25 protein-coding genes and 1 pseudogene are annotated in these 23396 nt (G+C 66.9%); 20 read left to right on the forward strand and 6 right to left on the reverse strand.

Translation table 11 applies throughout. The features are described from left to right. Positions 1-26: 26 nt before the first annotated feature. Positions 27-248 carry a hypothetical protein gene (locus CFB49_RS16090; protein ID WP_027785622.1) on the forward strand — a complete coding sequence of 74 codons (222 nt, stop codon included), beginning with the start codon at positions 27-29 and terminating at the stop codon, positions 246-248. A gap of 24 nt (positions 249-272) precedes the next feature. Here CFB49_RS16090 and CFB49_RS16095 read toward each other — a convergent pair whose 3' ends face one another. Next, the gene (locus tag CFB49_RS16095) at positions 273-467 is read right to left on the reverse strand and encodes a DUF2905 domain-containing protein (protein ID WP_021163761.1); all 195 of its coding nucleotides are present in this window, start codon (positions 465-467) and stop codon (positions 273-275) included. Between the two features lie 12 nt (positions 468-479). After that, entirely contained in the window at positions 480-1670 is a 1191-nt protein-coding gene (locus tag CFB49_RS16100; protein ID WP_089491743.1) for a class I SAM-dependent methyltransferase, read from the reverse strand. 13 nt (positions 1671-1683) lie between these two features. Between CFB49_RS16100 and CFB49_RS16105 the strand changes: the two genes are divergently transcribed. The 9 genes and pseudogenes from CFB49_RS16105 to CFB49_RS16145 all read left to right on the forward strand — a co-directional run bounded on the left by CFB49_RS16105 (position 1684) and on the right by CFB49_RS16145 (position 8711). After that, positions 1684-2427 carry an SDR family oxidoreductase gene (locus CFB49_RS16105; protein WP_089491744.1) on the forward strand — a complete coding sequence of 248 codons (744 nt, stop codon included), beginning with the start codon at positions 1684-1686 and terminating at the stop codon, positions 2425-2427. Positions 2428-2499: 72 nt separating this feature from the next. Next, on the forward strand, positions 2500-2904 hold the full coding sequence (locus CFB49_RS16110; RefSeq protein WP_069620136.1) for a dihydroneopterin aldolase: 405 nt from the start codon (positions 2500-2502) through the stop codon (positions 2902-2904). Next, a complete protein-coding gene (gene ttcA, locus CFB49_RS16115; protein ID WP_069620135.1) occupies positions 2901-3896 on the forward strand; it encodes a tRNA 2-thiocytidine(32) synthetase TtcA in 996 nt (331 codons plus the stop codon). The genes CFB49_RS16110 and ttcA overlap by 4 nt, the downstream gene beginning before the upstream one ends. Positions 3897-4030: 134 nt before the next feature. Then, positions 4031-5392, forward strand: coding sequence for a bifunctional UDP-N-acetylglucosamine diphosphorylase/glucosamine-1-phosphate N-acetyltransferase GlmU (gene glmU / locus CFB49_RS16120; RefSeq protein WP_069620134.1), 1362 nt, complete (start codon positions 4031-4033; stop codon positions 5390-5392). Between the two features lie 54 nt (positions 5393-5446). Next, complete coding sequence (gene glmS, locus CFB49_RS16125) at positions 5447-7264, forward strand: glutamine--fructose-6-phosphate transaminase (isomerizing) (protein ID WP_089491745.1); 1818 nt, start codon at positions 5447-5449, stop codon at positions 7262-7264. 129 nt (positions 7265-7393) lie between these two features. Beyond that, positions 7394-7659 (forward strand): annotated as a pseudogene (locus CFB49_RS16130) (type II toxin-antitoxin system RelE/ParE family toxin); the annotation flags it as partial. Next, positions 7655-7975: a helix-turn-helix domain-containing protein gene (locus CFB49_RS16135; RefSeq protein ID WP_089491746.1), complete on the forward strand. Its 321-nt coding sequence runs from the start codon at positions 7655-7657 to the stop codon at positions 7973-7975. The pseudogene CFB49_RS16130 and the gene CFB49_RS16135, both read left to right, overlap by 5 nt. Before the next feature lie 71 nt (positions 7976-8046). Continuing rightward, positions 8047-8493, forward strand: a complete 447-nt coding sequence (locus CFB49_RS16140; RefSeq protein ID WP_089435859.1) for a hypothetical protein — start codon at positions 8047-8049, stop codon at positions 8491-8493. Continuing rightward, on the forward strand, positions 8493-8711 hold the full coding sequence (locus CFB49_RS16145) for a hypothetical protein (RefSeq protein WP_006477594.1): 219 nt from the start codon (positions 8493-8495) through the stop codon (positions 8709-8711). The genes CFB49_RS16140 and CFB49_RS16145 overlap by 1 nt, the downstream gene beginning before the upstream one ends. Positions 8712-8839: 128 nt before the next feature. Here CFB49_RS16145 and CFB49_RS16150 read toward each other — a convergent pair whose 3' ends face one another. Both CFB49_RS16150 and CFB49_RS16155 read right to left on the reverse strand, forming a co-directional pair. Further along, complete coding sequence (locus CFB49_RS16150) at positions 8840-9676, reverse strand: FTR1 family iron permease (protein ID WP_069621838.1); 837 nt, start codon at positions 9674-9676, stop codon at positions 8840-8842. Between the two features lie 12 nt (positions 9677-9688). Continuing rightward, positions 9689-10021 (reverse strand): cupredoxin domain-containing protein, encoded by a 333-nt coding sequence (locus CFB49_RS16155; protein WP_069621837.1) that lies wholly within the window; start codon positions 10019-10021, stop codon positions 9689-9691. A gap of 330 nt (positions 10022-10351) precedes the next feature. Between CFB49_RS16155 and CFB49_RS16165 the strand changes: the two genes are divergently transcribed. Beyond that, entirely contained in the window at positions 10352-10552 is a 201-nt protein-coding gene (locus CFB49_RS16165; protein WP_006477591.1) for a heavy-metal-associated domain-containing protein, read from the forward strand. A gap of 60 nt (positions 10553-10612) precedes the next feature. Here the strand turns inward: CFB49_RS16165 and CFB49_RS16170 are convergent, their stop codons facing one another. Together CFB49_RS16170 and CFB49_RS16175 are read right to left on the reverse strand one after the other, a co-directional pair. Continuing rightward, positions 10613-12103 (reverse strand): aldehyde dehydrogenase, encoded by a 1491-nt coding sequence (locus CFB49_RS16170; protein ID WP_089491748.1) that lies wholly within the window; start codon positions 12101-12103, stop codon positions 10613-10615. A gap of 88 nt (positions 12104-12191) precedes the next feature. Beyond that, positions 12192-12743 carry a cupin domain-containing protein gene (locus CFB49_RS16175; protein ID WP_011546390.1) on the reverse strand — a complete coding sequence of 184 codons (552 nt, stop codon included), beginning with the start codon at positions 12741-12743 and terminating at the stop codon, positions 12192-12194. A gap of 455 nt (positions 12744-13198) precedes the next feature. On the opposite strand from CFB49_RS16175, the gene CFB49_RS36795 reads away from it, so the two are divergent. The 9 genes from CFB49_RS36795 (at position 13199) to CFB49_RS16220 (ending at position 23351) form a co-directional block, all read left to right on the forward strand. Beyond that, positions 13199-13381, forward strand: a complete 183-nt coding sequence (locus CFB49_RS36795) for a hypothetical protein (protein ID WP_006488040.1) — start codon at positions 13199-13201, stop codon at positions 13379-13381. Positions 13382-13664: 283 nt separating this feature from the next. Then, on the forward strand, positions 13665-14450 hold the full coding sequence (locus CFB49_RS16185; protein ID WP_069621835.1) for a gamma-glutamyl-gamma-aminobutyrate hydrolase family protein: 786 nt from the start codon (positions 13665-13667) through the stop codon (positions 14448-14450). 28 nt (positions 14451-14478) lie between these two features. Further along, positions 14479-15816: a glutamine synthetase family protein gene (locus CFB49_RS16190; RefSeq protein ID WP_069621834.1), complete on the forward strand. Its 1338-nt coding sequence runs from the start codon at positions 14479-14481 to the stop codon at positions 15814-15816. A gap of 35 nt (positions 15817-15851) precedes the next feature. Then, positions 15852-17297 carry an aspartate aminotransferase family protein gene (locus CFB49_RS16195; protein WP_089491749.1) on the forward strand — a complete coding sequence of 482 codons (1446 nt, stop codon included), beginning with the start codon at positions 15852-15854 and terminating at the stop codon, positions 17295-17297. 62 nt (positions 17298-17359) lie between these two features. Next, the gene (locus CFB49_RS16200) at positions 17360-18475 is read left to right on the forward strand and encodes a polyamine ABC transporter substrate-binding protein (protein ID WP_089435729.1); all 1116 of its coding nucleotides are present in this window, start codon (positions 17360-17362) and stop codon (positions 18473-18475) included. 186 nt (positions 18476-18661) lie between these two features. Further along, complete coding sequence (locus tag CFB49_RS16205; RefSeq protein WP_089491750.1) at positions 18662-19816, forward strand: ABC transporter ATP-binding protein; 1155 nt, start codon at positions 18662-18664, stop codon at positions 19814-19816. 10 nt (positions 19817-19826) lie between these two features. Then, entirely contained in the window at positions 19827-20813 is a 987-nt protein-coding gene (locus tag CFB49_RS16210; protein WP_089435731.1) for an ABC transporter permease subunit, read from the forward strand. Further along, the gene (locus CFB49_RS16215; RefSeq protein WP_050014285.1) at positions 20810-21649 is read left to right on the forward strand and encodes an ABC transporter permease subunit; all 840 of its coding nucleotides are present in this window, start codon (positions 20810-20812) and stop codon (positions 21647-21649) included. The genes CFB49_RS16210 and CFB49_RS16215 overlap by 4 nt, the downstream gene beginning before the upstream one ends. A gap of 112 nt (positions 21650-21761) precedes the next feature. Further along, positions 21762-23351 carry a DUF3138 family protein gene (locus CFB49_RS16220; protein WP_089491751.1) on the forward strand — a complete coding sequence of 530 codons (1590 nt, stop codon included), beginning with the start codon at positions 21762-21764 and terminating at the stop codon, positions 23349-23351. Positions 23352-23396 lie beyond the last annotated feature (45 nt).

Genomic DNA, 23396 nt, shown 5'->3' on the forward strand with positions numbered 1-23396 from the left:
AAGTGTCCTTTTTGCGGGAGAGCACGATGGACACGAACACGTTCACGAAAGGCATCTACACGGCCAAGGCGCATACGCAGCATGCGGGCAACGGGCAGTTCCAGGGTTACGTGATCCTCGCGCGCGACGACGGGGACGACACCGAGAACATGCGTTACGACGTCCACTCGACGAGCCCCAGCGAGGAAGAAGCGTTCGACGAGGCGAAGGCGCTCGCGCACCGGATCCTCGGCGAGATCGAGCTGTGACGCACCCCTCTTGTTCGGCGCGGCTCAGAGCAGCCGCGCCACCATCGATACCAGCATCGTCAGCACCAGCGTCGACATGAACGGGAACGGGTAGCGCCGCCCGCCGAGCGTCAGCGTGACGTCGCCCGGCATCCGCCCGATCCCGAGCTTGCCGAGCCACGGCCAGCAGCGCGTCAGGATCATCACCGCGACGAACGTCGTCAATAGCCAGCGCAGCACGTCAGGGCTCCGTCAGAGCGCGTGCGAGCGGTCGCCGCGCGCGAACGCGTCGAGCGTGCCGTCGATCCCGCGCGAAAACGCGATCACCTTGAACAGCTCGCCCATCTCGGCCTCCGAGATCAGCTTCTGCACCGCGTTCGCGGCCGGCAGGAACTGATGGATGTCGGACGGATCGATCGCGGCCAGCGCGTCGGTGATGCCTGCGTTCAACAGGAAGCGCGCCTGCGACGTGTAGCCGAGCAGATCGGCGCCGGTCGCGACGCCCGCGTCGTAGATGCCGGTGAATTCGACGTGCGCGGTGATGTCCTGCAGGCCCGGGTATACGAACGGGTCGTCGTGCGCGTGGTGACGGTAATGGCACATCAGCGTGCCGCGGTCGCGCTGCGGGTGGTAGTACTCGTGCGCGGGAAACCCGTAGTCGACCAGCAGCACCGCACCACGCGCGAGCATCGTGCAAACGGTGCGCGTGAACGCGAGCGCGGCCTCGTGCGTTTCGGTCACGTAGCCGTCGCCGACGTCGAGCATCGCGAGCACCGCCGGCAGGCCGGCGGCGCCGACCGGCCGGTCGTCGAACACGAACGCCTGCCGTGCGTCGAGCGCGACACCGCGCTCGCGCCACGCGCCATCCGCCTTCGCGAAGAGACGCACCGGCATCGCGTCGAGCACCTCGTTGCCGACCACGACGCCGTCGAACCGCTCGGGCAGCGCGTCGAGCCAGCGCACCTTCGCGGCCAGCGCCGGCGCCGCGGCTTCGATCGTGTCGCGCTGCCGTTCACGCAGCTCGCCGGACAGGTCGACGATCAGGTATTCGTCGAGTTCGACGCCCGGCGCGTCGAGCGCCGCGAGCAGCCCGGCCGCGAGCTTGCCCGTGCCGGCGCCGAACTCCATCACACGGCGCGTGCCGCTCGCCGCGAGCGCTTCGGCGATGGGGTTCGCGAGCGTCTGCGCGAACAGCGGCGACAGCTCGGGGGCGGTGACGAAGTCGCTGCCGTCATCGGCGCGGCGCCCGAACTTGCGCGCGCCGCCGCTGTAATAACCGAGGCCCGGCGCATACAGCGCGCGCTCCATGAAGCGGTCGAACGGCAGCCAGCCGCCGGCCGCCGCAATCTCGTCGCGCAGTTGCGCGGCGAGGGTTTCGGACTGCGCGAGCGCGTCAGGGCCGGGAGCAGGTAAACTAGCGGGTTCGTGAGCTTTCGGGTTCATCCCGGCATTGTAAATGACCGTTTCAGCCGATACGTCCACCCCACGCGTGGTGCTCGTCACGGGCGCCGTGGGTAACGCGGCGGACGCCGCGTCGATCGGCCGCGCGCTCGCGACGGGTTTCGCCCGCCGCGGCTGGGACGTCGCGCTGCAGCGCAGCCAACGCGCGCCGCGCGCGGCCGCCGACGCGCTCGTCGCCGAAGTCACGGCGCTCGGCCGCCGCGCGGCCGTGCTCGACGCCGATCTGGCCGTGGAAGCCGATGCCGCGGCCCTCGTCGCCGCGTGCGGCGAAGCGCTCGGCCGGCCCGCATGTGCGGTGTTCGTCAGCGCCAGCGCCGGCACCGACGACGCGCACACGGTCGACGCCGCGTCGCTCGCCGCGGCGCTCGCGCGCAACGTGACCGCGCCGCTCGCGCTGGCCCGCGCGCTCGCCGATGCGACGCCCGACGCCGCGCGCGAGCACGAAGCGCTGCGCGCGTGCGCGATCCACGTACTGGATCAGGCCCTGTTTCACCCGGCGCCGGCGCAGCTGTCGCACGCGCTGATGCAGGCCGCGTTGAACCGCGCGACGTCGGCGCTCGCGCTGGCGCTCGCGCCGAAGGTGCGGGTCGCGGCGCTCGTGCGCGGCCACGCGCCGCACGCGGACGACATCGCGGCGGCCGCCTGCTATCTCGCGAGCGCGCCCGGCGTGACGGGCGCGACGCTGACCGTCGACGGCGGCGAGCACCTGGTGCCGCCCGCCGCCGGCCCGAATGACTGAACCGCGCGGGCGCGGCCTGACCGCCGCCCGCGCCGCTTTGCGTGCGCGCACGCCAATTTGACTGGGACGACCATGTTTTCCGCTCTCCTGCACCCCCGCCTCGCGGATTGCCGCAGGCTCTACCTGCGCGACTACGAGGTGCACATCAACATCGGGGCCTTCGAACACGAGAAGCGCGGCGAGCAGCGCGTCGTCATCAACGTCGACCTGTTCGTGCCGCTTGCGCAGTCGACGCCCGTCGATGACCGGCTGCATGAAGTCGTCGACTACGACCTGATGAAGCAGAGCGTCGCGCAGTGCCTCGCGCGCGGCCACATTCACCTGCAGGAAACGCTGTGCGATTCGATCGCCGCGCACCTGCTGGCGCACGACGCCGTGCGCGCGGTACGCGTCCGTACCGAGAAACCGGACGCCTATCCGGACTGCGACGCCGTCGGCGTCGAAGTCTTTCGCATCAAGGACGAGGAGCGCCAATGAACGCCCCCCACATGAACGACACGGCGGCCGACGCCGCGACCGCCGAAACCGGCCGCCCCGCGCTGACGCGCCGCGAGCAGAAGGAAGCGTACGAGAACAACAAGCTGTTCAAGCGGATCGTGCGCCAGGTCGGCCAGGCGATCGGCGACTACAACATGATCGAGCAGGGCGACAAGGTGATGGTGTGCCTGTCGGGCGGCAAGGACAGCTACGCGATGCTCGACGTGCTGCTGCGCCTGCGCGAGCGCGCGCCGATCGACTTCGACATCGTCGCGGTGAACCTCGACCAGAAGCAGCCGGGCTTCCCCGAGCACGTGCTGCCCGAATACCTGAAGCAGGTCGGCGTGCCGTTCCACATCGAGAACCAGGACACCTACAGCATCGTCAAGCGGCTCGTGCCGGAAGGCAAGACGACCTGCTCGCTGTGCTCGCGGCTGCGCCGCGGGATCCTGTACCGCGTGGCCGGCGAGCTCGGCGCGACCAAGATCGCGCTCGGCCATCACCGCGACGACATCGTGCAGACGCTGCTGCTGAACATGTTCTACGGCGGCAAGCTGAAGGGAATGCCGCCGAAGCTGCAGTCGGACGACGGCAAGAACATCGTGATCCGCCCGCTCGCGTACGTGAAGGAAACCGATCTCGAGAAATACGCGGAGCTGCGCGAATTCCCGATCATCCCGTGCAACCTGTGCGGCAGCCAGCCGAACCTGAAGCGTGCGGAAATGAAGGCGCTGATCCGCGAATGGGACAAGCGCTTCCCGGGCCGCGTCGACAACATGTTCAACGCGCTCGCGAAGGTCGTGCCGTCGCACCTGATGGACACGACGCTGTACCCGTTCCAGTCGCTGCGCGCGACGGGTGAAGCCGATCCGCAAGGCGACATCGCGTTCGACGAGGAGCCGTGCGCATCGGGCGACGACGCGATGGCGCCCGGCGCCGGCAAACCGGTCGCGGCCCGACCGATCTCGATCGTCCAGTTCGACGACCTGTAAGCAGGGACCGAACACCCGCCGAAACCGGGGCCAACGGCCTCGTTTCGGCGTTGTCGCCGCGCCGCGACAGGCCCGGAGCGACAAGGGCCGCATGCTAAAATGGACGGCTTCGAACTCTGACCCAAGCGCGCGCCATGAATATCGTGATTTTGGCGGCAGGCACCGGCAAGCGCATGCGTTCCGCGCTGCCGAAAGTGCTTCACCCCCTGGCCGGCAGGCCGCTCCTGTCCCACGTCATCGACACCGCGCGCACGCTGCAGCCGTCCCGGCTCGTCGTCGTCGTCGGCCACGGCGCCGAGCAGGTCCAGGCCGCCGTCGCCGCGCCCGACGTCCAGTTCGCGGTGCAGGCCGAGCAGCTCGGCACCGGCCACGCGGTGCGCCAGGCGCTGCCGCTCCTCGATCCCGCGCAACCGACGCTCGTGCTGTACGGCGACGTGCCGCTCACCCGCGCGTCGACGCTGCAGCGTCTCGTCGACGCCGCGCGCGACGGCCGCTACGGCATTCTGACCGTCACGCTCGACGACCCGACCGGCTACGGCCGCATCGTGCGCGACGCGGCCGGCTTCGTCACGCGCATCGTCGAGCAGAAGGATGCGTCGCCGGACGAACTGCGGATCGCCGAGATCAACACCGGCATCATCGTCACGCCGACGGCCCAGCTGTCGATGTGGCTCGGCGCGCTGAAGAACGAAAACGCGCAGGGCGAGTACTACCTGACCGACGTCGTCGAACTCGCGATCGAGGCCGGCTTCGAGGTCGTCACGTCGCAGCCCGACGACGAATGGGAAACGCTCGGCGTGAACAGCAAGGCGCAACTCGCGGAGCTCGAACGCATTCACCAGCGCAACGTCGCCGATGCGCTGCTCGTCGACGGCGTGACGCTCGCCGATCCGGCGCGCGTCGACGTGCGCGGCACGCTGCGCTGCGGCCGCGACGTGTCGATCGACGTGAACTGCGTGTTCGAAGGCAACGTGACGCTCGCCGACAACGTGACGATCGGCGCGAACTGCGTGATCCGCAACGCGTCGATCGGCGCGGGCACGCGCATCGACGCGTTCACGCACATCGACGGCGCCGTGCTCGGCGCGAACACCGTGATCGGCCCGTACGCGCGGCTGCGCCCGGGCGCGCAGCTCGCGGACGAAGCGCACGTCGGCAACTTCGTCGAGGTGAAGAACGCGGTGATCGGCCACGGCTCGAAGGCGAATCACCTCACGTACATCGGCGACGCCGACATCGGCGCGCGCGTGAACATCGGCGCGGGCACGATCACCTGCAACTACGACGGCGCGAACAAGTTCCGCACCGTGATCGAGGACGACGTGTTCGTCGGCTCCGACACGCAGCTCGTCGCGCCCGTGCGCGTCGGCCGCGGCGTGACGATCGCGGCCGGCACGACGATCTGGAAGGACGTCGCCGAAGGCGTCCTCGCGTTGAACGAGAAGACGCAGACCGCGAAGAGCGGCTACGTCCGCCCGGTCAAGAAAAAGAGCTGAACCTTTTGCGGGCGCCCGCGCGGCGCCCGCTTCGACTGACAGGATTGACCATTCATGTGCGGCATTGTCGGCGCAGTTGCGCAACGTAATATCGTTCCGGTCCTCATCGAAGGATTGCGGCGCCTCGAATACCGTGGCTACGACTCGTGCGGCGTCGCCGTGCTCGAGCCGGGTGCACCGAAGCGCGCGCGCAGCGTCGCACGCGTGGCCGATCTCGATGCGCAGGTGCGCGACACGCACCTCGAAGGCACGACCGGCGTCGCGCACACGCGCTGGGCCACGCACGGCGCGCCCGTCACGCACAACGCGCACCCGATCTTCTCGTCGAACGCACTCGCGCTCGTGCACAACGGCATCATCGAGAACTTCGAGACGCTGCGCGAAACGCTGCGCGCGAAGGGCTACGAATTCGTGTCGCAGACCGACACCGAAGTGATCGCGCACCTCGTGCACAGCCTGTACCGCGGCAACCTGTTCGACGCGGTGCGCGAAGCCGTGCACCAGCTGCACGGCGCATATGCGATCGCCGTGATCCACAAGGACCAGCCGCACACCGTCGTCGGCGCGCGCCAGGGTTCGCCGCTCGTCGTCGGTCACGGCGACGGCGAGAACTTCCTCGCGTCCGACGCGCTGGCGCTGGCCGGCAGCACCGACCGCTTCACGTTCCTCGAGGAAGGCGACGTGTGCGAGCTGTCGCTCGACGGCGTGACGATCGTCGATCGTCACGGCGCCACCGTGCAGCGTGAAATCCGCGTGGTCAGCGCGTACGGCGGCGCGGTCGAACTCGGCCCGTATCGCCACTTCATGCAGAAGGAAATCTTCGAGCAGCCGCGCGCGATCGGCGACACCGTGCCGCAGACAGAAGCCTTCGACGCGACGCTGTTCGGCGATGCGGCCCCCGCCACGTTCGCGGAGATCGACAGCCTGCTGATCCTCGCGTGCGGCACGAGCTACTACTCGGGCCTCACCGCGAAGTACTGGCTCGAATCGATCGCGAAGATCCCGACCCAGGTCGAGATCGCCAGCGAATACCGCTACCGCGAGTCGGTGCCGAACCCGCGCCAGCTCGTGCTGGTGATCTCGCAGTCGGGCGAGACGGCCGATACGCTCGCGGCGCTCAAGCATGCGCAGTCGCTCGGCCACACGCATACGCTCGCGGTGTGCAACGTCGCGACGAGCGCGATGGTGCGGCTGACCGAGATGCAGTTCCTGACGCACGCGGGCACCGAGATCGGCGTCGCGTCGACGAAGGCGTTCACGACGCAGCTCGTCGCGCTGTTCGTGCTGGCCGCGACGCTCGGCAAGCTGCGCGGGCACGTCGACGCCGCGCAGGAGGCGCAATTCCTGAAGGAGCTGCGCCACCTGCCGGCCGCGCTGAACAGCGTGCTCGCGCTCGAGCCGCAGATCATCGCGTGGTCGGAGGAATTCGCGCGCAAGGAAAACGCGCTGTTCCTCGGCCGCGGGCTGCACTACCCGATCGCGCTCGAAGGCGCGCTGAAGCTGAAGGAAATCTCGTACATCCACGCCGAGGCCTATCCGGCCGGCGAACTGAAGCACGGGCCGCTCGCGCTCGTCACGGAAGCGATGCCCGTCGTCACGGTCGCGCCGAACGACACGCTGCTCGAGAAGCTGAAATCGAACATGCAGGAAGTGCGCGCGCGCGGCGGCGAGCTCTACGTGTTCGCGGATGCCGACACGCAGATCGTCAACGACGACGGCCTGCACGTGATCCGGATGCCGGAGCACTACGGGCAACTGTCGCCGATCCTGCACGTCGTGCCGCTGCAACTGCTCGCGTATCACACCGCGTGCGCGCGCGGCACCGACGTCGACAAGCCGCGCAACCTCGCGAAGTCGGTGACGGTGGAGTAATACCCGGCGACGCGATGGCCCGTCGCCGGGCCGTCCCGACTGCTTGCGGCGCAAGGCAGGCCGTTCGGCCAGGTCGAAATATGTACCACGTAGTGGTATATAATCCTGTGCTGACTCGACCGGCTCGACATGCCTGCTTCCGTACGACGCGTCTTCAAGACGAAGAGGTTTCACAAGGCGGCCGGAAAGGCGGGAATCGCCGATGGCGAACTCTGCCGCGCGGTGCGGGAACTGGCCCGCGGCCAGGGCGTCGATCTCGGCGGCAACGTCTGGAAGAAATCGACGCATGCGAACGGCGCGCGTTCGGAAAGCTCGCCGCGGACGTAGGTCGACACATCGACAGCGACATCGCGACGCCGGTCGCACTGAAAGAGCTTGTGGAGATTTGCAATGGCCAAGAGTCGATTCAAGGGCGACGCGACGGAGGCGCCCCACAGCGCCGCGTCGGGGCTGTATCGCGCCAACCTGATCGACAAGAAGACGATGCGGGAATACGACGATCTCCGCATCGAAGCCGCGCCGCAGTTCGATCCGGAAGCGATCGCCCGCATCCGCAAGTCGGTCAACGTCAGCCAGAGCGTGTTCGCGCTCTACCTGAACACGACGACATCGACGATCCGCCAATGGGAACAGGGCGACAAGCGGCCCAGCGGCATCGCCGCGCGCATGCTCCAGATCGTCGAAAAACACGGGCTCGAGGTGTTCTCCTGAGCCGGCATTCCCCGAACGCCCCCGCACGGCCCCGGCTGGACGCGCGCCGCAACGAATATGACGGAGAGACAATGGTAAGACTGTTTGGATGCGGATTGCTCGCGCTGACGTTCGCGTCGACGGGCTGGGCCGCCGAGCACTATGTCGAGGTCTGGAACCCGCCCGAGGCGCGGCAACCGGCGGCGCGTACGCCGGCTGCACGCCCTGGCGCCGACGCGCGCACCGGCAAGCGCGCGGAGAAGCACGCGAGCGCCACGCCGAAAGCCGCCGCGAAACCGCCCAAGCGCCGCGTCGCGCAGGCCGTGAAAGCCGGCTCGAATCGCCCGGCCGCGACCGACACCCCGGCCGCCCCGCGCCCCGTCGCGCACCCCGCGCCCGGGCGTCTCACGGTGATGCAGCCGGCCGCGCCGGACGCGACGCGCGCGCTCACGTTCTCCGACATCCCGCGTCAATACACGCCGGACGGCAACGTGCTGCAGGTCGGCACGCAAGGCCGCTCCGCGGAGGTAACTCGATAATGGAAGCGCAGACCTACCACGGCTACCAGATCTGGGGCCACGCGATCCTGCAGCAGGACGAGATCATGCAGCCCGAGCGCTTCGCGGCGAGCGGCACGATCACGCAGAACAACCGGCTCGTCGAGGCGTCGGGCGTGCTCGGCGTGTTCGACACCGAAGACGACGCGCGCGACGCAGGGCTCGAATGGGCGCGCGCGTGGATCGACAACCACAGCTGACCGAACGCAACCACGCGCATCCGCGGCCGCCGTCACCGGGGCCACGCAGGTGCGTCGCGCGTCGCAAATGAAAGAAGGGGCGTCCATGACGCCCCTTCTTTCATTCGAACCCGGAAGCCCGGAAACACTCACGCCGCGGCGTGCGGCGGCCTCACCGTCTCCTGCGGCCGACCGACGAGCCGCGCCAGCACGAGGATCGCCACCAGCGTCGCGACGTACGCGGCGATCTGGATGCCCGCCGGACGCGCGGTATAGCCGATCAGCGTATGCAGCGCCTTGCCGACGATGCTCGATTCCTTGAGCAGCCACGACGTGTCCCAGACCGCATCGCCCCACGACGGCACGAGGCCGGCGGCCAACAGGAAGCCGACGCACTGGCTCGCCATGCCCGCGGCGAGCAGCACGATCAGCGCGTTCGTGACGGAGAACAGGCGCTTCAACGGAATCTGCAGCAGGCCCGCATACATCGCGTAGCCGAGGCCGGCGCCGCCGAGCACGCCGAGCAGCCCGCCGGCGATCATCTGCGGCGTCTGCCCCGGCTCGCCCGCCGCGATCCCGTACAGGAACAGCACGGCCTCGGAGCCCTCGCGCAATACCGCGACGCCGACCACGATCGCGAGCCCGGTCAACGGCCGGCTGCCGGCCGCGACCGCGCGGCCGACCTCGCCCATGTGCAGCGCCATTTCGCGGCCGTGCCGGCTCATCCAGATACAGTGCCACGCGAGCATCAGCGTCGCGACGAACATCACGCCCGCGTTGAAGACTTCCTGCCCCATGCCGGACGCCCATTGCGAGATCACGTCGGCGAACGCCGCGATCAGGCCGGCGCCGACCACGCCGCCGACCAGCCCGCCGCCGACCCACCAGCCGCGCCGCGGCACGCCCTTCGTGGCGGCCATCACGATCGAGACCACCAGCGCGGCCTCGAGCACTTCACGAAAGACGATCAGGGCAGTAGACAGCATGTCGGTATCGGCTTACTTGACGGTCAGGTGCGTCTTCGACTGCGCTTCGTGATACTCGTCGTGGAACTCGTAGGTGCCGGCCTTCAGCGGCCCGACCAGGATCTCGACCGACTTGCCGGCCGGCACGACCTTCTCCGCCTTGAAGTCGTCGCTTTCGAATTCCGCCGGCGTCGCATCGAGATTCTTCACGATGAACTTCACCTTCTTGCCGGCAGGGATCGTCACGCCGTCGGGCGAAAACTTGTGGTCCTTCAACGTGAGGTTGACGACGTCGTCGGCGGCGAAGGCGGACGTGGCCGAGGCGCCCAGCAGGGCCAGTGCGAAACCGATAGCGAAACGGGTCATGGATGTAATGAACGGAAATATGGAAGGGAATCGATACTAAGATCGATTCGCATTTTCACCTCGGAGTACCCTTACTCGGCGCATGGAGATCGTGCGTCGTCGATCCCGCGCGCTCGTTGGCGGGCAAGGGTTCGCGGGATTTCGCCGACAACGTGCAGCCGTCAATCGGGACAAATTCGGACTGACGCGCGCACACGAATGGCTATTCGTCAGACATCAGCATTACAAATGGCTGATGCGATGCGCATCGCTGCATGCAGCACTTGACCTTCCCACCATGGCAAGCTTCATGCTGAACGTACTCATCCACCACCTACCCGGGAGAACACGATGGAATTCGAAGTCCAGGACATGACCTGCGGCGGCTGCGCCAACGCCATCACGCGCGCGGTGACGGCCGCCGACCCCGCCGCGAAGCTCGACATCGACGTCGCGGCGAAGATCGTCAAGGTCGACTCGGCGCAAGGCGCCGAGCGCGTGCAGTCGATCATCGAAGCCGCCGGCTTCCATCCCGCGCTGCGCACCGCGTAACGCGCGCCGAAGGCCGCGGGCGCAGCGCCGGACAGCGACGCGCCCGCGCCCGGCGGCGTGTCAGCGCAGCCGGATCAGCGTCGACTTCAGTTCGGTGTATTTCTCGAGCGCATGCAGCGACTTGTCGCGACCGTTGCCCGACTGCTTGTAGCCGCCGAACGGGAAGTTCATGTCGCCGCCCTCGTCATAGCAGTTCACCCACACGGTGCCCGCACGCAGCCGGCGCGACACGTCGTGCGCGGTCGTCAGGTTCGACGTCCACACGGCCGCGGCCAGCCCGTATTCGGTGTCGTTCGCGATCCGCACGGCCTCGTCGACGTCGTCGAACACGATCACCGACAGTACCGGCCCGAAGATTTCCTCGCGCGCGATCTTCGCGTCGGGCTTCACCTCGAACACCGTCGGTTCCACATAGAACCCGCCCGTTTCCGCGTTCACGCGCGCACCGCCGGTGACGAGCCGGCCTTCGCCGCGCCCCGCCTCGATGTAACCGAGCACACGCTCGAGCTGGATGCCGTCGACGATCGCGCCCATCGATACCGACGGATCGAGCGGATTGCCCGGCACGTACGCGCGGGCGGCCGCGACGAGCTTCTCGATGAACGCGTCCTTGATGTCGCGATGCACGAGCAGCCGCGAGCCGGCCGTGCACATCTCGCCCATGTTGTAGAAGATCGCGCCGGCCGCCGTTTGCGCCGCGCGGTCGAGATCGGGGCAATCGGGCAATACGATGTTCGGCGACTTGCCGCCGAGCTCGAGCCACGCGCGCTTCAGATTCGACTGCGCCGCGTACTGCATGATCAGCTTGCCGACCGCCGTCGAGCCCGTGAACGCGATGCAGTCGACGTCGCGATGCAGCGCGAGCAGCTTGCCCGGTTCGCCCGCGCCCGGCACGACGTTGAACACGCCGGCCGGAATGCCGGCCTCGAACGCGAGCTGCGCGACGCGGATTGCGGTCAGCGGCGATTTCTCCGACGGCTTCAGCACGACGCTGTTGCCGGCCGCGAGCGCGGGGCCGAATTTCCATGCGGCCATCAGGAGCGGGAAGTTCCACGGCACGACGGCGGCCACCACGCCGACCGGCTCGCGCGTGACGAGACCGACGAGATGGTGATCGGCCGGCGCGACCTCGCCGCCGACCTTGTCGATCGCCTCGGCGAACCATTCGACGCAGTACGCGGCACCCGGCACGTCGACCGTCGTCGTGTCGCCGATCGGCTTGCCCGCGTCGAGCGTCTCGAGCAGCGACAGTTCGTCGAGATGCGCGCGCATCAGCGCGGCCCACCGCAGCAGCACGGCCTTGCGCGCGCGCGGGTTCAGGCCGGCCCATACGCCCGCGTCGAACGCGCGCCGTGCGGCCGCGACGGCAGCGTTCACGTCCGCTTCGCCGCAGTCGGCGACCTTCGCCAGCACGCGGCCGTCGATCGGGCTCACGCAGTCGAACGTCTTGCCGCCGTGCGCGTCGCGCGACGCGCCATCGATGAATGCGCGCCCGTCGATCTCGAGCGCCGCCGCCTTGTGTTGCCAGTCAGCCAAAGTCAACTTGTTCATCAGGATGCCTCAGTTTTTTGACATTCGCGATGCGGCACGCCGCACGCATGGCGCGCTGACGGCCTGCCGCGAATGCGGTGACGCGCGGTCAGAAGGTCGCCGGCGAATTGGCCGAGACGACCTCGCAGATCAGTTCCGCGCTGGGATTGCGAAAACGATGCGGCAAACGGCTTTCGAAGTAGTAGCCGTCTCCGGGGTCGAGCAGCCACGTCGCGCTATCGACGGTCAGCTCGAGCCGGCCCGACACGACGACGCCGCCCTCGTGCCCCGCGTGCACCAGCATCTCGGGCCCCGTGTCGGCCAGCGGCTGGTAGATCTCGCGCAGGATGCACATGTTGCGATCCTTCACGTTCGCGCCGACCAGATGAAACGCGAGCGACTCGTTGCCGAGGTTCGGCATCTCGTCGCGACGCGACACGACCGCGCGCGATTCGACGAGTTCGAACGTGAAGAACTCCGCGAGACTCATCGGGATGCATTCGAGCAGTTTCTTCAGCGAGCCGACCGACGGGCTCACGCGGCCCTGTTCGATCAGCGAGATCGTGCCGTTGGTGACGCCGGCGCGTTTCGCGAGTTCGCGCTGCGACAGGCCATGCTTGTTGCGCACGAAACGCAGGCGCTCGGCGACTTCGGTGGACATCGATTCGGTTTCGGACACGATAAGTGCGATGACAAAGTGAAACGACGCGGTGGACTGCCGTTGAATATTCTAATCACTTTATGCCGCACATCAGCGGGGAAAACCCTGAAAGGCGTTCGAAATAATGGACGGCGCATCGGCTATTCCTTTTGCGAATCTTTTGTTCGCATTGCTCGGGAAAGCCCTGATGCAGGACCGTTAAAAAACATTTGACGGCGTTATTGGCTCGTATATGCTGGCTCTCAGGTCAGCGTCATCTGGCTTTCACAGGCGTCGAAAAGCGTTATCGCAACGCAACAATCGATGCCCGTCAATGTAAATGACGCAGGGCCGGCGCCTCGATTATTTTAAACGCCCCGCGCGTCGAAACGATCAGGTGTTCAATACTTTCAACAAACCAGTCGAGTGTAATCGTGAGAGTCCGTGGCCCTCTGGTGAGGTGGGATCGAGGCGATGTGCGAAGTTTGCGCAGCGCCGTTCCCGCTTCCGACGGCAGTTGCGGCTGGCATAGTCCTCGCCTGCTTCACCTGTCGATCTACACCATCCTGTCCCGTCGTTCCGTTCGGCGCCACAACGCCGTTTCCGCACGCGCATTCGTCGCCGTCGATACCGACGAAGTGGCGTCGCTGCTGCCGTAGCGCCTCTCCTTTCTTCACGTCGTTCGTTTTGTCTGCCGATTCGCCAACCGCATCGTCCGTGCGGTGACGGAACGCGTTCGCGCATTCGTTGCCGCGTCGCGTATCGCAATGAAACGAACGACGGCCTGACCGTCGCGCGCAGCGCGGATCGCCACGCCATCCCGTTGCGCCCATTCACCAGCGGCCCTGCGCTCAGCGCCGGGCTGCGGGGTCGTGTCGCGCCCGCGTTTTGCCGCATTCGGGCCGACGCGCGTCACGTCCCTACGGATTACTGATTGACGTCATGGAAAGGAAACCTCTCGTCGGCATCACCGCCGACCTCACCCAGATCGGCGCACACGCGTCGCATACGGTCGGTGACAAATACGTCGCCGCGATCGTCGACGGCGCGCAGGCGCTCGCGATGGTGCTGCCGGCGCTCGGCGAGCGGCAGTCGATCGCCGACGTGCTCGACGCCGTGGACGGGCTGCTGTTTACCGGCAGCTACTCGAACGTCGAACCGCATCGGTACGGCGGCGAGCCGAGCGAGCCCGGCACGAAGCACGACCCCGCACGCGACGCGACGACGCTGCCGCTGCTGCGCGCGGCAATCGTCGCTGGCGTGCCCGTGCTTGCCGTGTGCCGCGGCTTCCAGGAGTTGAACGTCGTCTGCGGCGGCACGCTGCACCAGCGCGTACATGAAGTGCCCGGCTTCGCCGATCACCGCGAGGACGACGACGCGCCGATGGATACGCAATACGGCCCCGCGCACGTCGTGCGCCTGACGCCCGGCGGCAAGCTGCACGCGCTCGCCGGCGGCCGCGACGAAGTGCACGTGAACTCGCTGCACAAGCAGGGCATCGCGCAGCTCGGCTCCGGCCTTGCCGTCGAGGCCGTCGCGCCGGATGGCCTGATCGAGGCCGTGAGCGTCGTCGACGCACCGGCGTTCGCGCTGGCCGTGCAGTGGCATCCGGAATGGCGACACGCGCAGGACCCGCTGTCGAGCGCGATCTTCCGCGCGTTCGGCGATGCGTGCCGCGCCCGCCGCGCCACACGCACGCGCGCCATGGCCGCCGCCGCGCTCGCCTGAGCGCGCCCACCAGACAACGAGAACAGACATGCAAGACATCGAAGACTTTCTGAAGCAGCACCGGATCACCGAGATCGAAGCGATCATTCCCGACATGGCCGGCATCGCGCGCGGCAAGATCACGCCGCGCAACAAGTTCACGTCCGGCGAATCGATGCGCCTGCCGCAGGCGGTGATGGTGCAGACCGTCACCGGCGACTATCCGGAAGACGGGTCGCTCACCGGCGTGACCGATCCCGACATGGTGTGCGTGCCCGACACGTCGACGATCCGGCTGATCCCGTGGGCCGTCGATCCGACCGCGCAGGTGATCCACGATTGCGTGCACTTCGACGGCTCGCCGGTCGAGATCTCGCCGCGCTATGTGCTGCGCCGCGTGCTCGACCTGTACAAGGCGAAGGGCTGGAAGCCGGTCGTGGCGCCCGAACTCGAGTTCTATCTGGTCGACATGAACAAGGACCCGGACCTGCCGCTGCGGCCGCCCGTGGGCCGTACGGGCCGCCCCGAAACGGGCCGCCAGTCGTATTCGATCGAGGCCGTCAACGAGTTCGACCCGCTGTTCGAGGACATCTACGAGTACTGCGAAGCGCAGAACCTCGACATCGACACGCTGATCCATGAAGTCGGCGCCGCGCAGATGGAGATCAACTTCATGCACGGCGACGCGCTGTCGCTGGCCGACCAGGTGTTCCTGTTCAAGCGCACGGTGCGCGAGGCCGCACTGCGTCACAACATGTACGCGACGTTCATGGCCAAGCCGATGGAAGACGAACCGGGCTCGGCGATGCACGTGCACCAGAGCATCGTCGACGAGGAAACGGGCCAGAACCTGTTCACGTCGTCCGAAACCGGCGGCGCGACGTCGATGTTCTACAACTACCTCGCGGGATTGCAGAAGTACACACCGGCGCTGATGCCGATCTTCGCACCGTACATCAACTCGTATCGCCGCCTGTCGCGCTTCATGGCCGCGCCGATCAACGTGCAGTGGGGCTACGACAACCGCACGGTGGGGTTCCGCATCCCGCACTCGGGCCCGGCCGCGCGCCGCATCGAAAACCGGATTCCGGGCGTCGACTGCAACCCGTACCTCGCGCTCGCGGCGACGCTCGCGGCCGGCTATCTCGGCATGACGCAGCGCCTGGAGCCGACCGAGCCGCTGGTGAGCGACGGCTACAGCCTGCCGTACCAGTTGCCGCGCAACCTCGAGGAAGGGCTGACGCTGATGGCCGCGTGCGAGCCGCTCGGCGAGATCCTCGGGCCCAAGTTCCTGAAGGCGTATTTCGCGCTGAAGGAAACCGAATACGAAGCGTTCTTCCGCGTGATCAGCTCGTGGGAACGCCGCCATCTGCTGCTGCACGTTTGAGCGTGCATCACCGCATACGGAATCACGGAGGAAACATGACCTACCGCAACGAATCTGCCTGGATCCAGCCGGCCGCACCGACCGCCGCAGCCGCCGCCGCGCCGCGCGCGACGCAGGCACGCACGACCGCCGAATACCGCGCGCTCGACGCCGCGCACCACATCCACCCGTTCTCCGACATGGGCGCGCTCAACCGAGCCGGCAGCCGCGTGATCGTCAAGGCCGACGGCGTCTACCTGTGGGACTCGGACGGCAACAAGGTGATCGACGGGATGGCCGGCCTCTGGTGCGTGAACGTCGGCTACGGCCGCAAGGAACTCGCCGACGCCGCGTATCGCCAGATCCAGGAACTGCCGTTCTACAACACGTTCTTCAAGACCACGCATCCGCCGATCATCGAGCTGTCGGCGATGCTCGCCGAAGTGACGCCCGCCGGTTTCAACCACTTCTTCTATTGCAACAGCGGCTCGGAAGGCAACGACACCGTGCTGCGCCTCGTGCACCAGTACTGGCGCGTGCAGGGCAAGCCGCAGAAGAAATACGTGATCTCGCGCAAGAACGGCTATCACGGCTCGACGATCGCGGGCGGCACGCTCGGCGGGATGGGCTACATGCACGAGCAGATGCCGTCGAAGGTCGAGCACATCGTGCACATCGACCAGCCGTATTTCTTCGGCGAAGCGCAGCCGGGCGAGACACCCGAAGCGTTCGGTCTCGCACGTGCGCAGCAGCTCGAAGCGAAGCTCCTCGAGCTCGGCGCGGAGAACGTCGCGGCGTTCATCGGCGAGCCATTCCAGGGCGCGGGCGGCGTGATCTTCCCGCCGTCGACGTACTGGCCGGAAATCCAGCGGATCTGCCGCAAGTACGACATCCTGCTCGTCGCGGACGAAGTGATCGGCGGGTTCGGGCGCACCGGCGAATGGTTCGCGCACCAGCACTTCGGCTTCGAGCCGGACCTGATCACGATGGCAAAGGGCCTCACGTCGGGCTACGTGCCGATGGGTGCGGTGGGCATTCACGAGCGCGTCGCGCGCCCGATCATCGACAACGGCGAATTCAATCATGGCCTCACGTACTCCGGCCATCCGGTGGCGGCGGCCGTCGCGGTCGCGAACCTGAAGCTGCTGCGCGACGAAGGCATCGTCGAGCGCGTGAAGACCGACACGGGCCCGTACTTCCAGGCGCTGATGCGCGAAACCTTCGCGCGTCATCCGATCGTCGGCGAAGTGCACGGCCACGGGATGGTCGCGAGCCTGCAGCTGGCCGAAGCGCCGGCCGAACGCCGCCGCTTCGCGAACGGCGGCGACGTCGGCACGATCTGCCGCGACTTCTGCTTCAACGGCAACCTGATCATGCGCGCGACCGGCGACCGGATGCTGCTGTCGCCGCCGCTCGTGATCTCGCGCCAGGAAATCGATGAACTCGTGTCGAAGGCGAAGAAGGCCGTCGATGCCACCGCCCAGCAACTGGGTATTTCGTAACGGTTTTGCCTACAGGCGTGCGGCGGGCGCCGCACGCCGCCATCACCCAAGGGAATTCCACCATGCGTGCCTGCTTACTTCGCCAAGCCTGTTCCATCGCGGCCCTTGCCGCGGTGGCCGCGTTCACGTCTGTCGCCAGCCCGTCGGCCCATGCCGAGGACCTGAACGTCTACAACTGGTCCGACTACATCGCGCCGGACACGATCCCGAACTTCCAGAAGCAGACGGGTATTCACGTCAAGTACGACAACTACGACAGCGACGACACGCTCCAGGCGAAGCTGCTGGCCGGCAGCTCCGGCTACGACATCGTCGTGCCGACGTCGAACTACATGGCCAAGCAGATCCAGGCCGGCGTGTACCAGAAGCTCGACAAGTCGAAGATTCCGAACCTCGCGAACCTCGACCCGCTGCTGATGAAGATGATCTCGGACGCCGACCCGGGCAACCAGTACGGCGTGCCCTGGGCGTACGGCACGGACGGTATCGGCTACAACGCGCAGGCGGTGAAGAAGGCGCTCGGCGACAAGGCGCCGGTCGACAGCTGGGCGCTGGTGTTCGATCCGGCCAACATGGAGAAGCTGAAGAGCTGCGGCGTGTCGTTCCTCGACCAGGCCGTCGACGTGTTCGCCGCCACGCTGCAGTACATGGGCAAGGACCCGAACAGCAAGAACCCCGGCGACTACCAGGCTGCATTCGAAGTCCTGAAGAAAGTCCGCCCGTACATCACCCAGTTCAACTCGTCCGGCTACATCAACGACCTCGCGAACAACGACGTGTGCGTCGTGCTCGGCTGGTCGGGCGACGTCGGCATCGCGCACCGCCGCTCGGCCGAAGCGAAGCGTTCGTACGACATCAAGTTCTCGAACCCGAAGGAAGGCGGGCTGCTGTGGTTCGACGTGATGGTGATCCCGAAGGATGCGCCGCACCCCGAGGCCGCGCTGAAGTGGATCAACTACATTTCCGACCCGAAGGTCAACGCGGCGATCACCAACACGGTGTTCTACCCGACCGCGAACAAGGCCGCGCATCAGTTCGTCACGCCGGCCGTCGCGCAGGACCCGACCGTCTATCCGCCCGAAGACGTGCTGAAGAAGATGGTGCTGATGAAGCCGATGCCGGCCGAGATCCTGCGCCTCGAGAACCGTCTGTGGGCCCAGTTGAAGACGGGCCACTGATCGCGATGCCGCACGGCGGCGCAGGCATCGCGGTACGCCTGCCCGCCTGAAATTCGCGGACATCCGTCCGCCCGCGCGCCACGCGCGCTGTTCCATCCGGCACGAGCCGTTGCTCGCGAGTCGCGTTGCGCGCCTCGCGTGGGGACGCTCGCGCCTGCAATCCGTGAAGAACGAATGGTGACTCCCATGCAATCGATACCCTCTTCCGCTGCTGCATGCCAGACCCAACCGGCCGCCGCACCCCGTACGCAAAACGATGCGTTCGTGCGCATCGAAAACGTCGTGAAGAAATTCGGCGACAGCACGGCCGTCGACAACGTGAACCTGACGATCGCGAAGAACGAGCTGTTCGCGCTGCTCGGCAGCTCGGGCTGCGGCAAGTCCACGCTGCTGCGCATGCTCGCCGGGCTGGAAACGGCGACCTCCGGCAAGATCTTCGTCGACGGCGAGGACCTCGCGTCGCTGCCGCCGTACCGCCGCCCGGTCAACATGATGTTCCAGTCGTACGCGCTGTTCCCGCACATGACGGTCGAATCGAACGTCGCGTTCGGCCTGAAGCAGGAAGGCACGCCGAAGAACGAAATCAGGGAACGCGTGGCCGATGCGCTCGCGCTCGTGCAGATGAGCAAGTACGCGAAGCGCAAGCCGCATCAGCTGTCGGGCGGCCAGCAGCAGCGCGTCGCGCTGGCCCGCTCGCTGGTGAAGCGCCCGAAGCTGCTGCTGCTGGACGAGCCGATGTCCGCGCTCGACAAGAAGATCCGCCAGAAAACCCAGCTCGAACTCGTGAACATCATCGAGAAGGTCGACGTGACCTGCGTGATGGTCACGCACGACCAGGAAGAGGCGATGACGATGGCGAGCCGCCTCGCGGTGATGAGCGAAGGCAAGATCGTGCAGATCGGTTCGCCCGGCGAAGTGTACGAATACCCGAACAGCCGCTTCTCTGCCGAATTCATCGGCTCGACCAACCTGTTCGAGGGGCGCGTGGTCGAGGACGAGCCCGATCACATCTTCGTCGAAAGCGACGACCTCGAAAACCGCATGTACGTGAGCCACGGCGTGACCGGCCCGCTCGGGATGCCGGTCGGCATCTCGGTGCGTCCGGAGCGCGTGCACGTGTCGCGCGAGAAGCCGGGCGCGCGGCACAACTGGGCGCGCGGCGTCGTCACCGACATCGCGTACATGGGCAGCTATTCGCTGTATCACGTGCGTCTGCCGAGCGGCAAGACGGTGGTGTCGAACCTGTCGAGCTCGCACCTGATGAACGACGGCGCACCGGCGTGGAACGACGACGTGTTCGTGTCGTGGTCGCCGGCCAGCGGCGTCGTGCTGACGCAGTGAGGACGCCGCGATGAGAACCTCCGCTTCCACGCCTTCCGCGCCGGTGTCGACCGGCACGGCCGCCGCCACGCCGGCTTCCCGACGCCGCGGCCGCTTCGCCGCGCTGTCGCGCTTGCTGCCGTCGGGCCGCACGGTCGCGATCGGCGTGCCGTTCCTGTGGCTGGCCGTGTTCTTCGCGCTGCCGTTCGTGCTGGTGCTGAAGATCAGCTTTGCCGACCAGGTGATGGGCATCCCGCCGTACACGTCGCTCGTCGAGTTCAAGGACGGCGTCGTGCACTTCGCGCTGCAGCTGTCGCACTACGCGTTCCTGCTGCAGGACGACCTGTACATCGCGACCTACCTCAGCTCGCTGAAGATGGCTGCCGTGTCGACCGTGCTGTGCCTGCTGATCGGCTATCCGATGGCGTACTACATCGCGCGCTCGGAGCCGAACCGCCGCAACGTGCTGATGATGGCCGTGATGCTGCCGTTCTGGACGTCGTTCCTGATCCGCGTGTACGCATGGATCGGCATCCTGAAGGACGACGGCCTGCTGAACCACACGCTGATCGCGCTCGGCATCATCCACACGCCGCTGCGGCTCTATCACAGCGATGCGGGCGTCTATATCGGGATGGTCTATTCGTACCTGCCGTTCATGGTGATGCCGCTCTATGCGCACCTCGTGAAGATGGACCTGACGCTGCTCGAAGCCGCGTACGACCTCGGCGCGAAACCGTGGGTCGCGTTCACGCGCATCACGCTGCCGCTGTCGAAGAACGGGATCATCGCCGGCAGCCTGCTGGTGTTCATCCCGGCAGTGGGCGAGTACGTGATCCCCGAGCTGCTCGGCGGCGCCGACACGCTGATGATCGGCCGCGTGATGTGGGATGAATTCTTCAACAACATGGACTGGCCGATGGCGTCCGCGGTGACGGTCGCGATGGTGCTGCTGTTGCTGGTGCCGATGGCGCTGTTCCAGTACTACCAGGTCAAGGAACTGGAGGACGCGAAATGATCAAGCCGAGCAAACCGCTGTCGACGGGCGTTCTCGCCTTCGGCTTCCTGTTTTTGTACATCCCGATCATCAGCCTCGTCGTGTACTCGTTCAACGAATCGAAGCTGGTGACGGTGTGGTCGGGCTTCTCGCTGAAGTGGTACGCGGCGCTGCTGGACGACGACGAGCTGCTGACCGCCGCGTGGCTGTCGCTGAAGATCGGCCTGTTGACGGCCACCGCGTCGGTCGTGATCGGCACGTGGGCGGGCTTCGTGCTCGCGCGCTTCGGCCGCTTCAAGGGCTTCACGCTGTACACGGGGATGATCAACGCGCCGCTGGTGATTCCGGAGGTGATCCAGGGGATCTCGCTGCTGCTGCTGTTCGTCGCGCTGGAGCAGATGTTCGGCTGGCCGAAGGGGCGCGGGATGGCGACGATCTGGATCGGCCACGTGATGTTGTGCGTGTCGTACGTGGCGATCATCGTGCAGTCGCGCGTGAAGGAGATGAACAAGTCGCTCGAGGAGGCCGCGCTCGATCTCGGCGCGACGCCGCTGAAGGTGTTCTTCGTGGTGACGCTGCCGCTGATCTCGCAGGCGCTGCTGTCGGGGTGGCTGCTGTCGTTCACGTTGTCGATCGACGATCTGGTGCTGTCGGCGTTTCTGTCCGGGCCGGGCTCGACGACGCTGCCGCTGGTGGTGTTCTCGCGCGTGCGGCTGGGACTGAACCCGGAAATGAATGCGCTGGCGACGCTGTTCATCACGGCCGTGACGATCGGCGTGATCGTCGTGAACCGGATGATGATCGCGCGCGAGCGGCGCCGGATGGCCGACTTGAAGGCCGCGTTCGCGATGGCCTGAACGCTCCCCACCTTCAACGATAACAAGCAGTGCAGACAAGCATGACGCGCTGCCCCAGGGGGGCGCGCGATTCGATCCCGATTTGACAGGCGCACGACTAGGAGAATCCGCAATGAAGAAGAAACTGATCTGCCTGCTGGTGGCCGGCGCGTTGCCGGGCATCGCGCTGGCCGGTTCGACATCCGCCGAGATCAAGGCGCTGCAGGCGCAGGTCGCGGCGCTGCAGAAACAGATGAAGGCGATGCAGGCGCAACTCGCCGCGAAGCCGGGCGGCGCGGCGCCCGTGCCGGCCGGCGCGAGCGGCGGCATGGCCGGCGGCGGCAACGCCGTCGCGGTCGCCGCCGACCCGGGCTCGCCGGATTACGGCAAGGCGCGGGCCACGCTGACCAACGACGAGGTCAGCGAAATGAAGCAGCAGATCGCGAACCAGCAGCTGAAGGTCGACTCGCTGACCGACGCGGCCACCACGGGCCCGCTCGCCGGCCTGTCGGTCACCGGCTACATCGATCCGACCTACATCTACAACCGCGCGGCCGGCACGTCGTCGTTCCTGTTCGCGAACCACGAGAACGCGTACAACTACTTCAACAGCACGTTCGGCGATCTCTACCTCGACATCAAGAAGACGTTCGGCGTCGGCCCGATGGCGCCGTCGGCCGAAATCACGCTGATGCCGAACCGCGGCAACGGCATCACGCTGCTGCAGAACTCGCGCGGCTCGATCACCGACAACCTGTTGAACACGGCGGTCATCAACGTGCCGATCACCGCCGAGACGACGCTCGTCGCCGGCCTGATCCCGAGCTTCGGCGGCTACGAAGTGCAGCAGTCGAACCAGATGCTCACGCTCACGCACAACCTGCTGTACGATTTCTCGGATCCGGGCAGCTACGTCGGTGTCGGCGCGAACTACACGAAGGGTGCCTGGGCGTGGAAGTTCTTCCTCGGCAACGAGCAGTACCGCACCTACGGTTCGGTCACGCAGACGGGCACCAACGCGCTCGGCGACCCGATCACCACCAGCAACAAGGTGCCGACCTTCACCGCGCGCGCGGACTACACGTGGTCGAGCGCGCTCGATCTCGGCGGCTCGTTCAACATCGGGCGGCAGACGCTGGCGAGTGCGATCGACTCAACCACTGGCGCCGTCAGCTACGGTCCGGGCGGCGCGGCGCCGAGCGCCTACGGCACGTTCTTCTTCGGCGAACTCGATGCGACCTACACGCTCGCCGATATTCAGTACAACGCCGAAGTCGACTACGGCCGGCAGCAGCATGCGGCGTTCAACGGCGGGCTCGCGCAGTGGTACGGGCTGTCGCTGCTCGCGCACCGCAAGTTCAATGCGCCGGTGGTCGGCCGCATGGGCGTGACGCTGCGCTATGACCTGCTCGCCAACTCGAAGAACGGCGGCGGCGGCGGCGGCATCGCGCTGAACGGGAACGGGATGGATCCGAGCAACGGCTTCGGCGTCGACGCGGACTGCCTCGCGCAGTCGAAGGCCGGCGGCGGCCTGGGCTTCGAGTGCAAGGGTGCGGTGCGTCAGGACGTCGCGCTCGACCTGCTGTTCTATCCGACCCAGCAGATCACCGTGAAGGTCGAATACCGGCACGACTGGGCGAACAACAAGGTGTTCCTGCGCAACGACGGGTCGTACGGCAAGTCCAACGACCTGCTCGCGACGCAGTTCATCTATTCGTTCTGATGCAGCACGCGCGGGACGCCGTGCCGCACGCATGGCGTCCCGCGC

It is taken from the genome of Burkholderia sp. AU17457 (assembly GCF_002223255.1).
GTDB lineage: Bacteria > Pseudomonadota > Gammaproteobacteria > Burkholderiales > Burkholderiaceae > Burkholderia > Burkholderia sola.

Excerpts from the sequence above, each read along its gene's own strand:
- CFB49_RS16205 (WP_089491750.1), top strand. The coding sequence starts at position 18,662 with ATGCAATCGATACCCTCTTCCGCTGCTGCATGCCAGACCCAACCGGCC.
- CFB49_RS16165 (WP_006477591.1), top strand. The coding sequence starts at position 10,352 with ATGGAATTCGAAGTCCAGGACATGACCTGCGGCGGCTGCGCCAACGCC.
- CFB49_RS16100 (WP_089491743.1), bottom strand. The coding sequence starts at position 1,670 with ATGAACCCGAAAGCTCACGAACCCGCTAGTTTACCTGCTCCCGGCCCT.
- CFB49_RS16140 (WP_089435859.1), top strand. The coding sequence starts at position 8,047 with ATGGTAAGACTGTTTGGATGCGGATTGCTCGCGCTGACGTTCGCGTCG.
- CFB49_RS16090 (WP_027785622.1), top strand. The coding sequence starts at position 27 with ATGGACACGAACACGTTCACGAAAGGCATCTACACGGCCAAGGCGCAT.
- CFB49_RS16110 (WP_069620136.1), top strand. The coding sequence starts at position 2,500 with ATGTTTTCCGCTCTCCTGCACCCCCGCCTCGCGGATTGCCGCAGGCTC.
- CFB49_RS16175 (WP_011546390.1), bottom strand. The coding sequence starts at position 12,743 with ATGTCCACCGAAGTCGCCGAGCGCCTGCGTTTCGTGCGCAACAAGCAT.
- CFB49_RS16215 (WP_050014285.1), top strand. The coding sequence starts at position 20,810 with ATGATCAAGCCGAGCAAACCGCTGTCGACGGGCGTTCTCGCCTTCGGC.
- CFB49_RS16155 (WP_069621837.1), bottom strand. The coding sequence starts at position 10,021 with ATGACCCGTTTCGCTATCGGTTTCGCACTGGCCCTGCTGGGCGCCTCG.
- CFB49_RS16200 (WP_089435729.1), top strand. The coding sequence starts at position 17,360 with ATGCGTGCCTGCTTACTTCGCCAAGCCTGTTCCATCGCGGCCCTTGCC.
- glmU (WP_069620134.1), top strand. The coding sequence starts at position 4,031 with ATGAATATCGTGATTTTGGCGGCAGGCACCGGCAAGCGCATGCGTTCC.
- CFB49_RS16220 (WP_089491751.1), top strand. The coding sequence starts at position 21,762 with ATGAAGAAGAAACTGATCTGCCTGCTGGTGGCCGGCGCGTTGCCGGGC.
- CFB49_RS16135 (WP_089491746.1), top strand. The coding sequence starts at position 7,655 with ATGGCCAAGAGTCGATTCAAGGGCGACGCGACGGAGGCGCCCCACAGC.
- glmS (WP_089491745.1), top strand. The coding sequence starts at position 5,447 with ATGTGCGGCATTGTCGGCGCAGTTGCGCAACGTAATATCGTTCCGGTC.
- CFB49_RS16185 (WP_069621835.1), top strand. The coding sequence starts at position 13,665 with ATGGAAAGGAAACCTCTCGTCGGCATCACCGCCGACCTCACCCAGATC.
- CFB49_RS16170 (WP_089491748.1), bottom strand. The coding sequence starts at position 12,103 with ATGAACAAGTTGACTTTGGCTGACTGGCAACACAAGGCGGCGGCGCTC.
- CFB49_RS16145 (WP_006477594.1), top strand. The coding sequence starts at position 8,493 with ATGGAAGCGCAGACCTACCACGGCTACCAGATCTGGGGCCACGCGATC.
- CFB49_RS16210 (WP_089435731.1), top strand. The coding sequence starts at position 19,827 with ATGAGAACCTCCGCTTCCACGCCTTCCGCGCCGGTGTCGACCGGCACG.
- CFB49_RS16105 (WP_089491744.1), top strand. The coding sequence starts at position 1,684 with ATGACCGTTTCAGCCGATACGTCCACCCCACGCGTGGTGCTCGTCACG.
- CFB49_RS16190 (WP_069621834.1), top strand. The coding sequence starts at position 14,479 with ATGCAAGACATCGAAGACTTTCTGAAGCAGCACCGGATCACCGAGATC.
- ttcA (WP_069620135.1), top strand. The coding sequence starts at position 2,901 with ATGAACGCCCCCCACATGAACGACACGGCGGCCGACGCCGCGACCGCC.
- CFB49_RS16150 (WP_069621838.1), bottom strand. The coding sequence starts at position 9,676 with ATGCTGTCTACTGCCCTGATCGTCTTTCGTGAAGTGCTCGAGGCCGCG.
- CFB49_RS16195 (WP_089491749.1), top strand. The coding sequence starts at position 15,852 with ATGACCTACCGCAACGAATCTGCCTGGATCCAGCCGGCCGCACCGACC.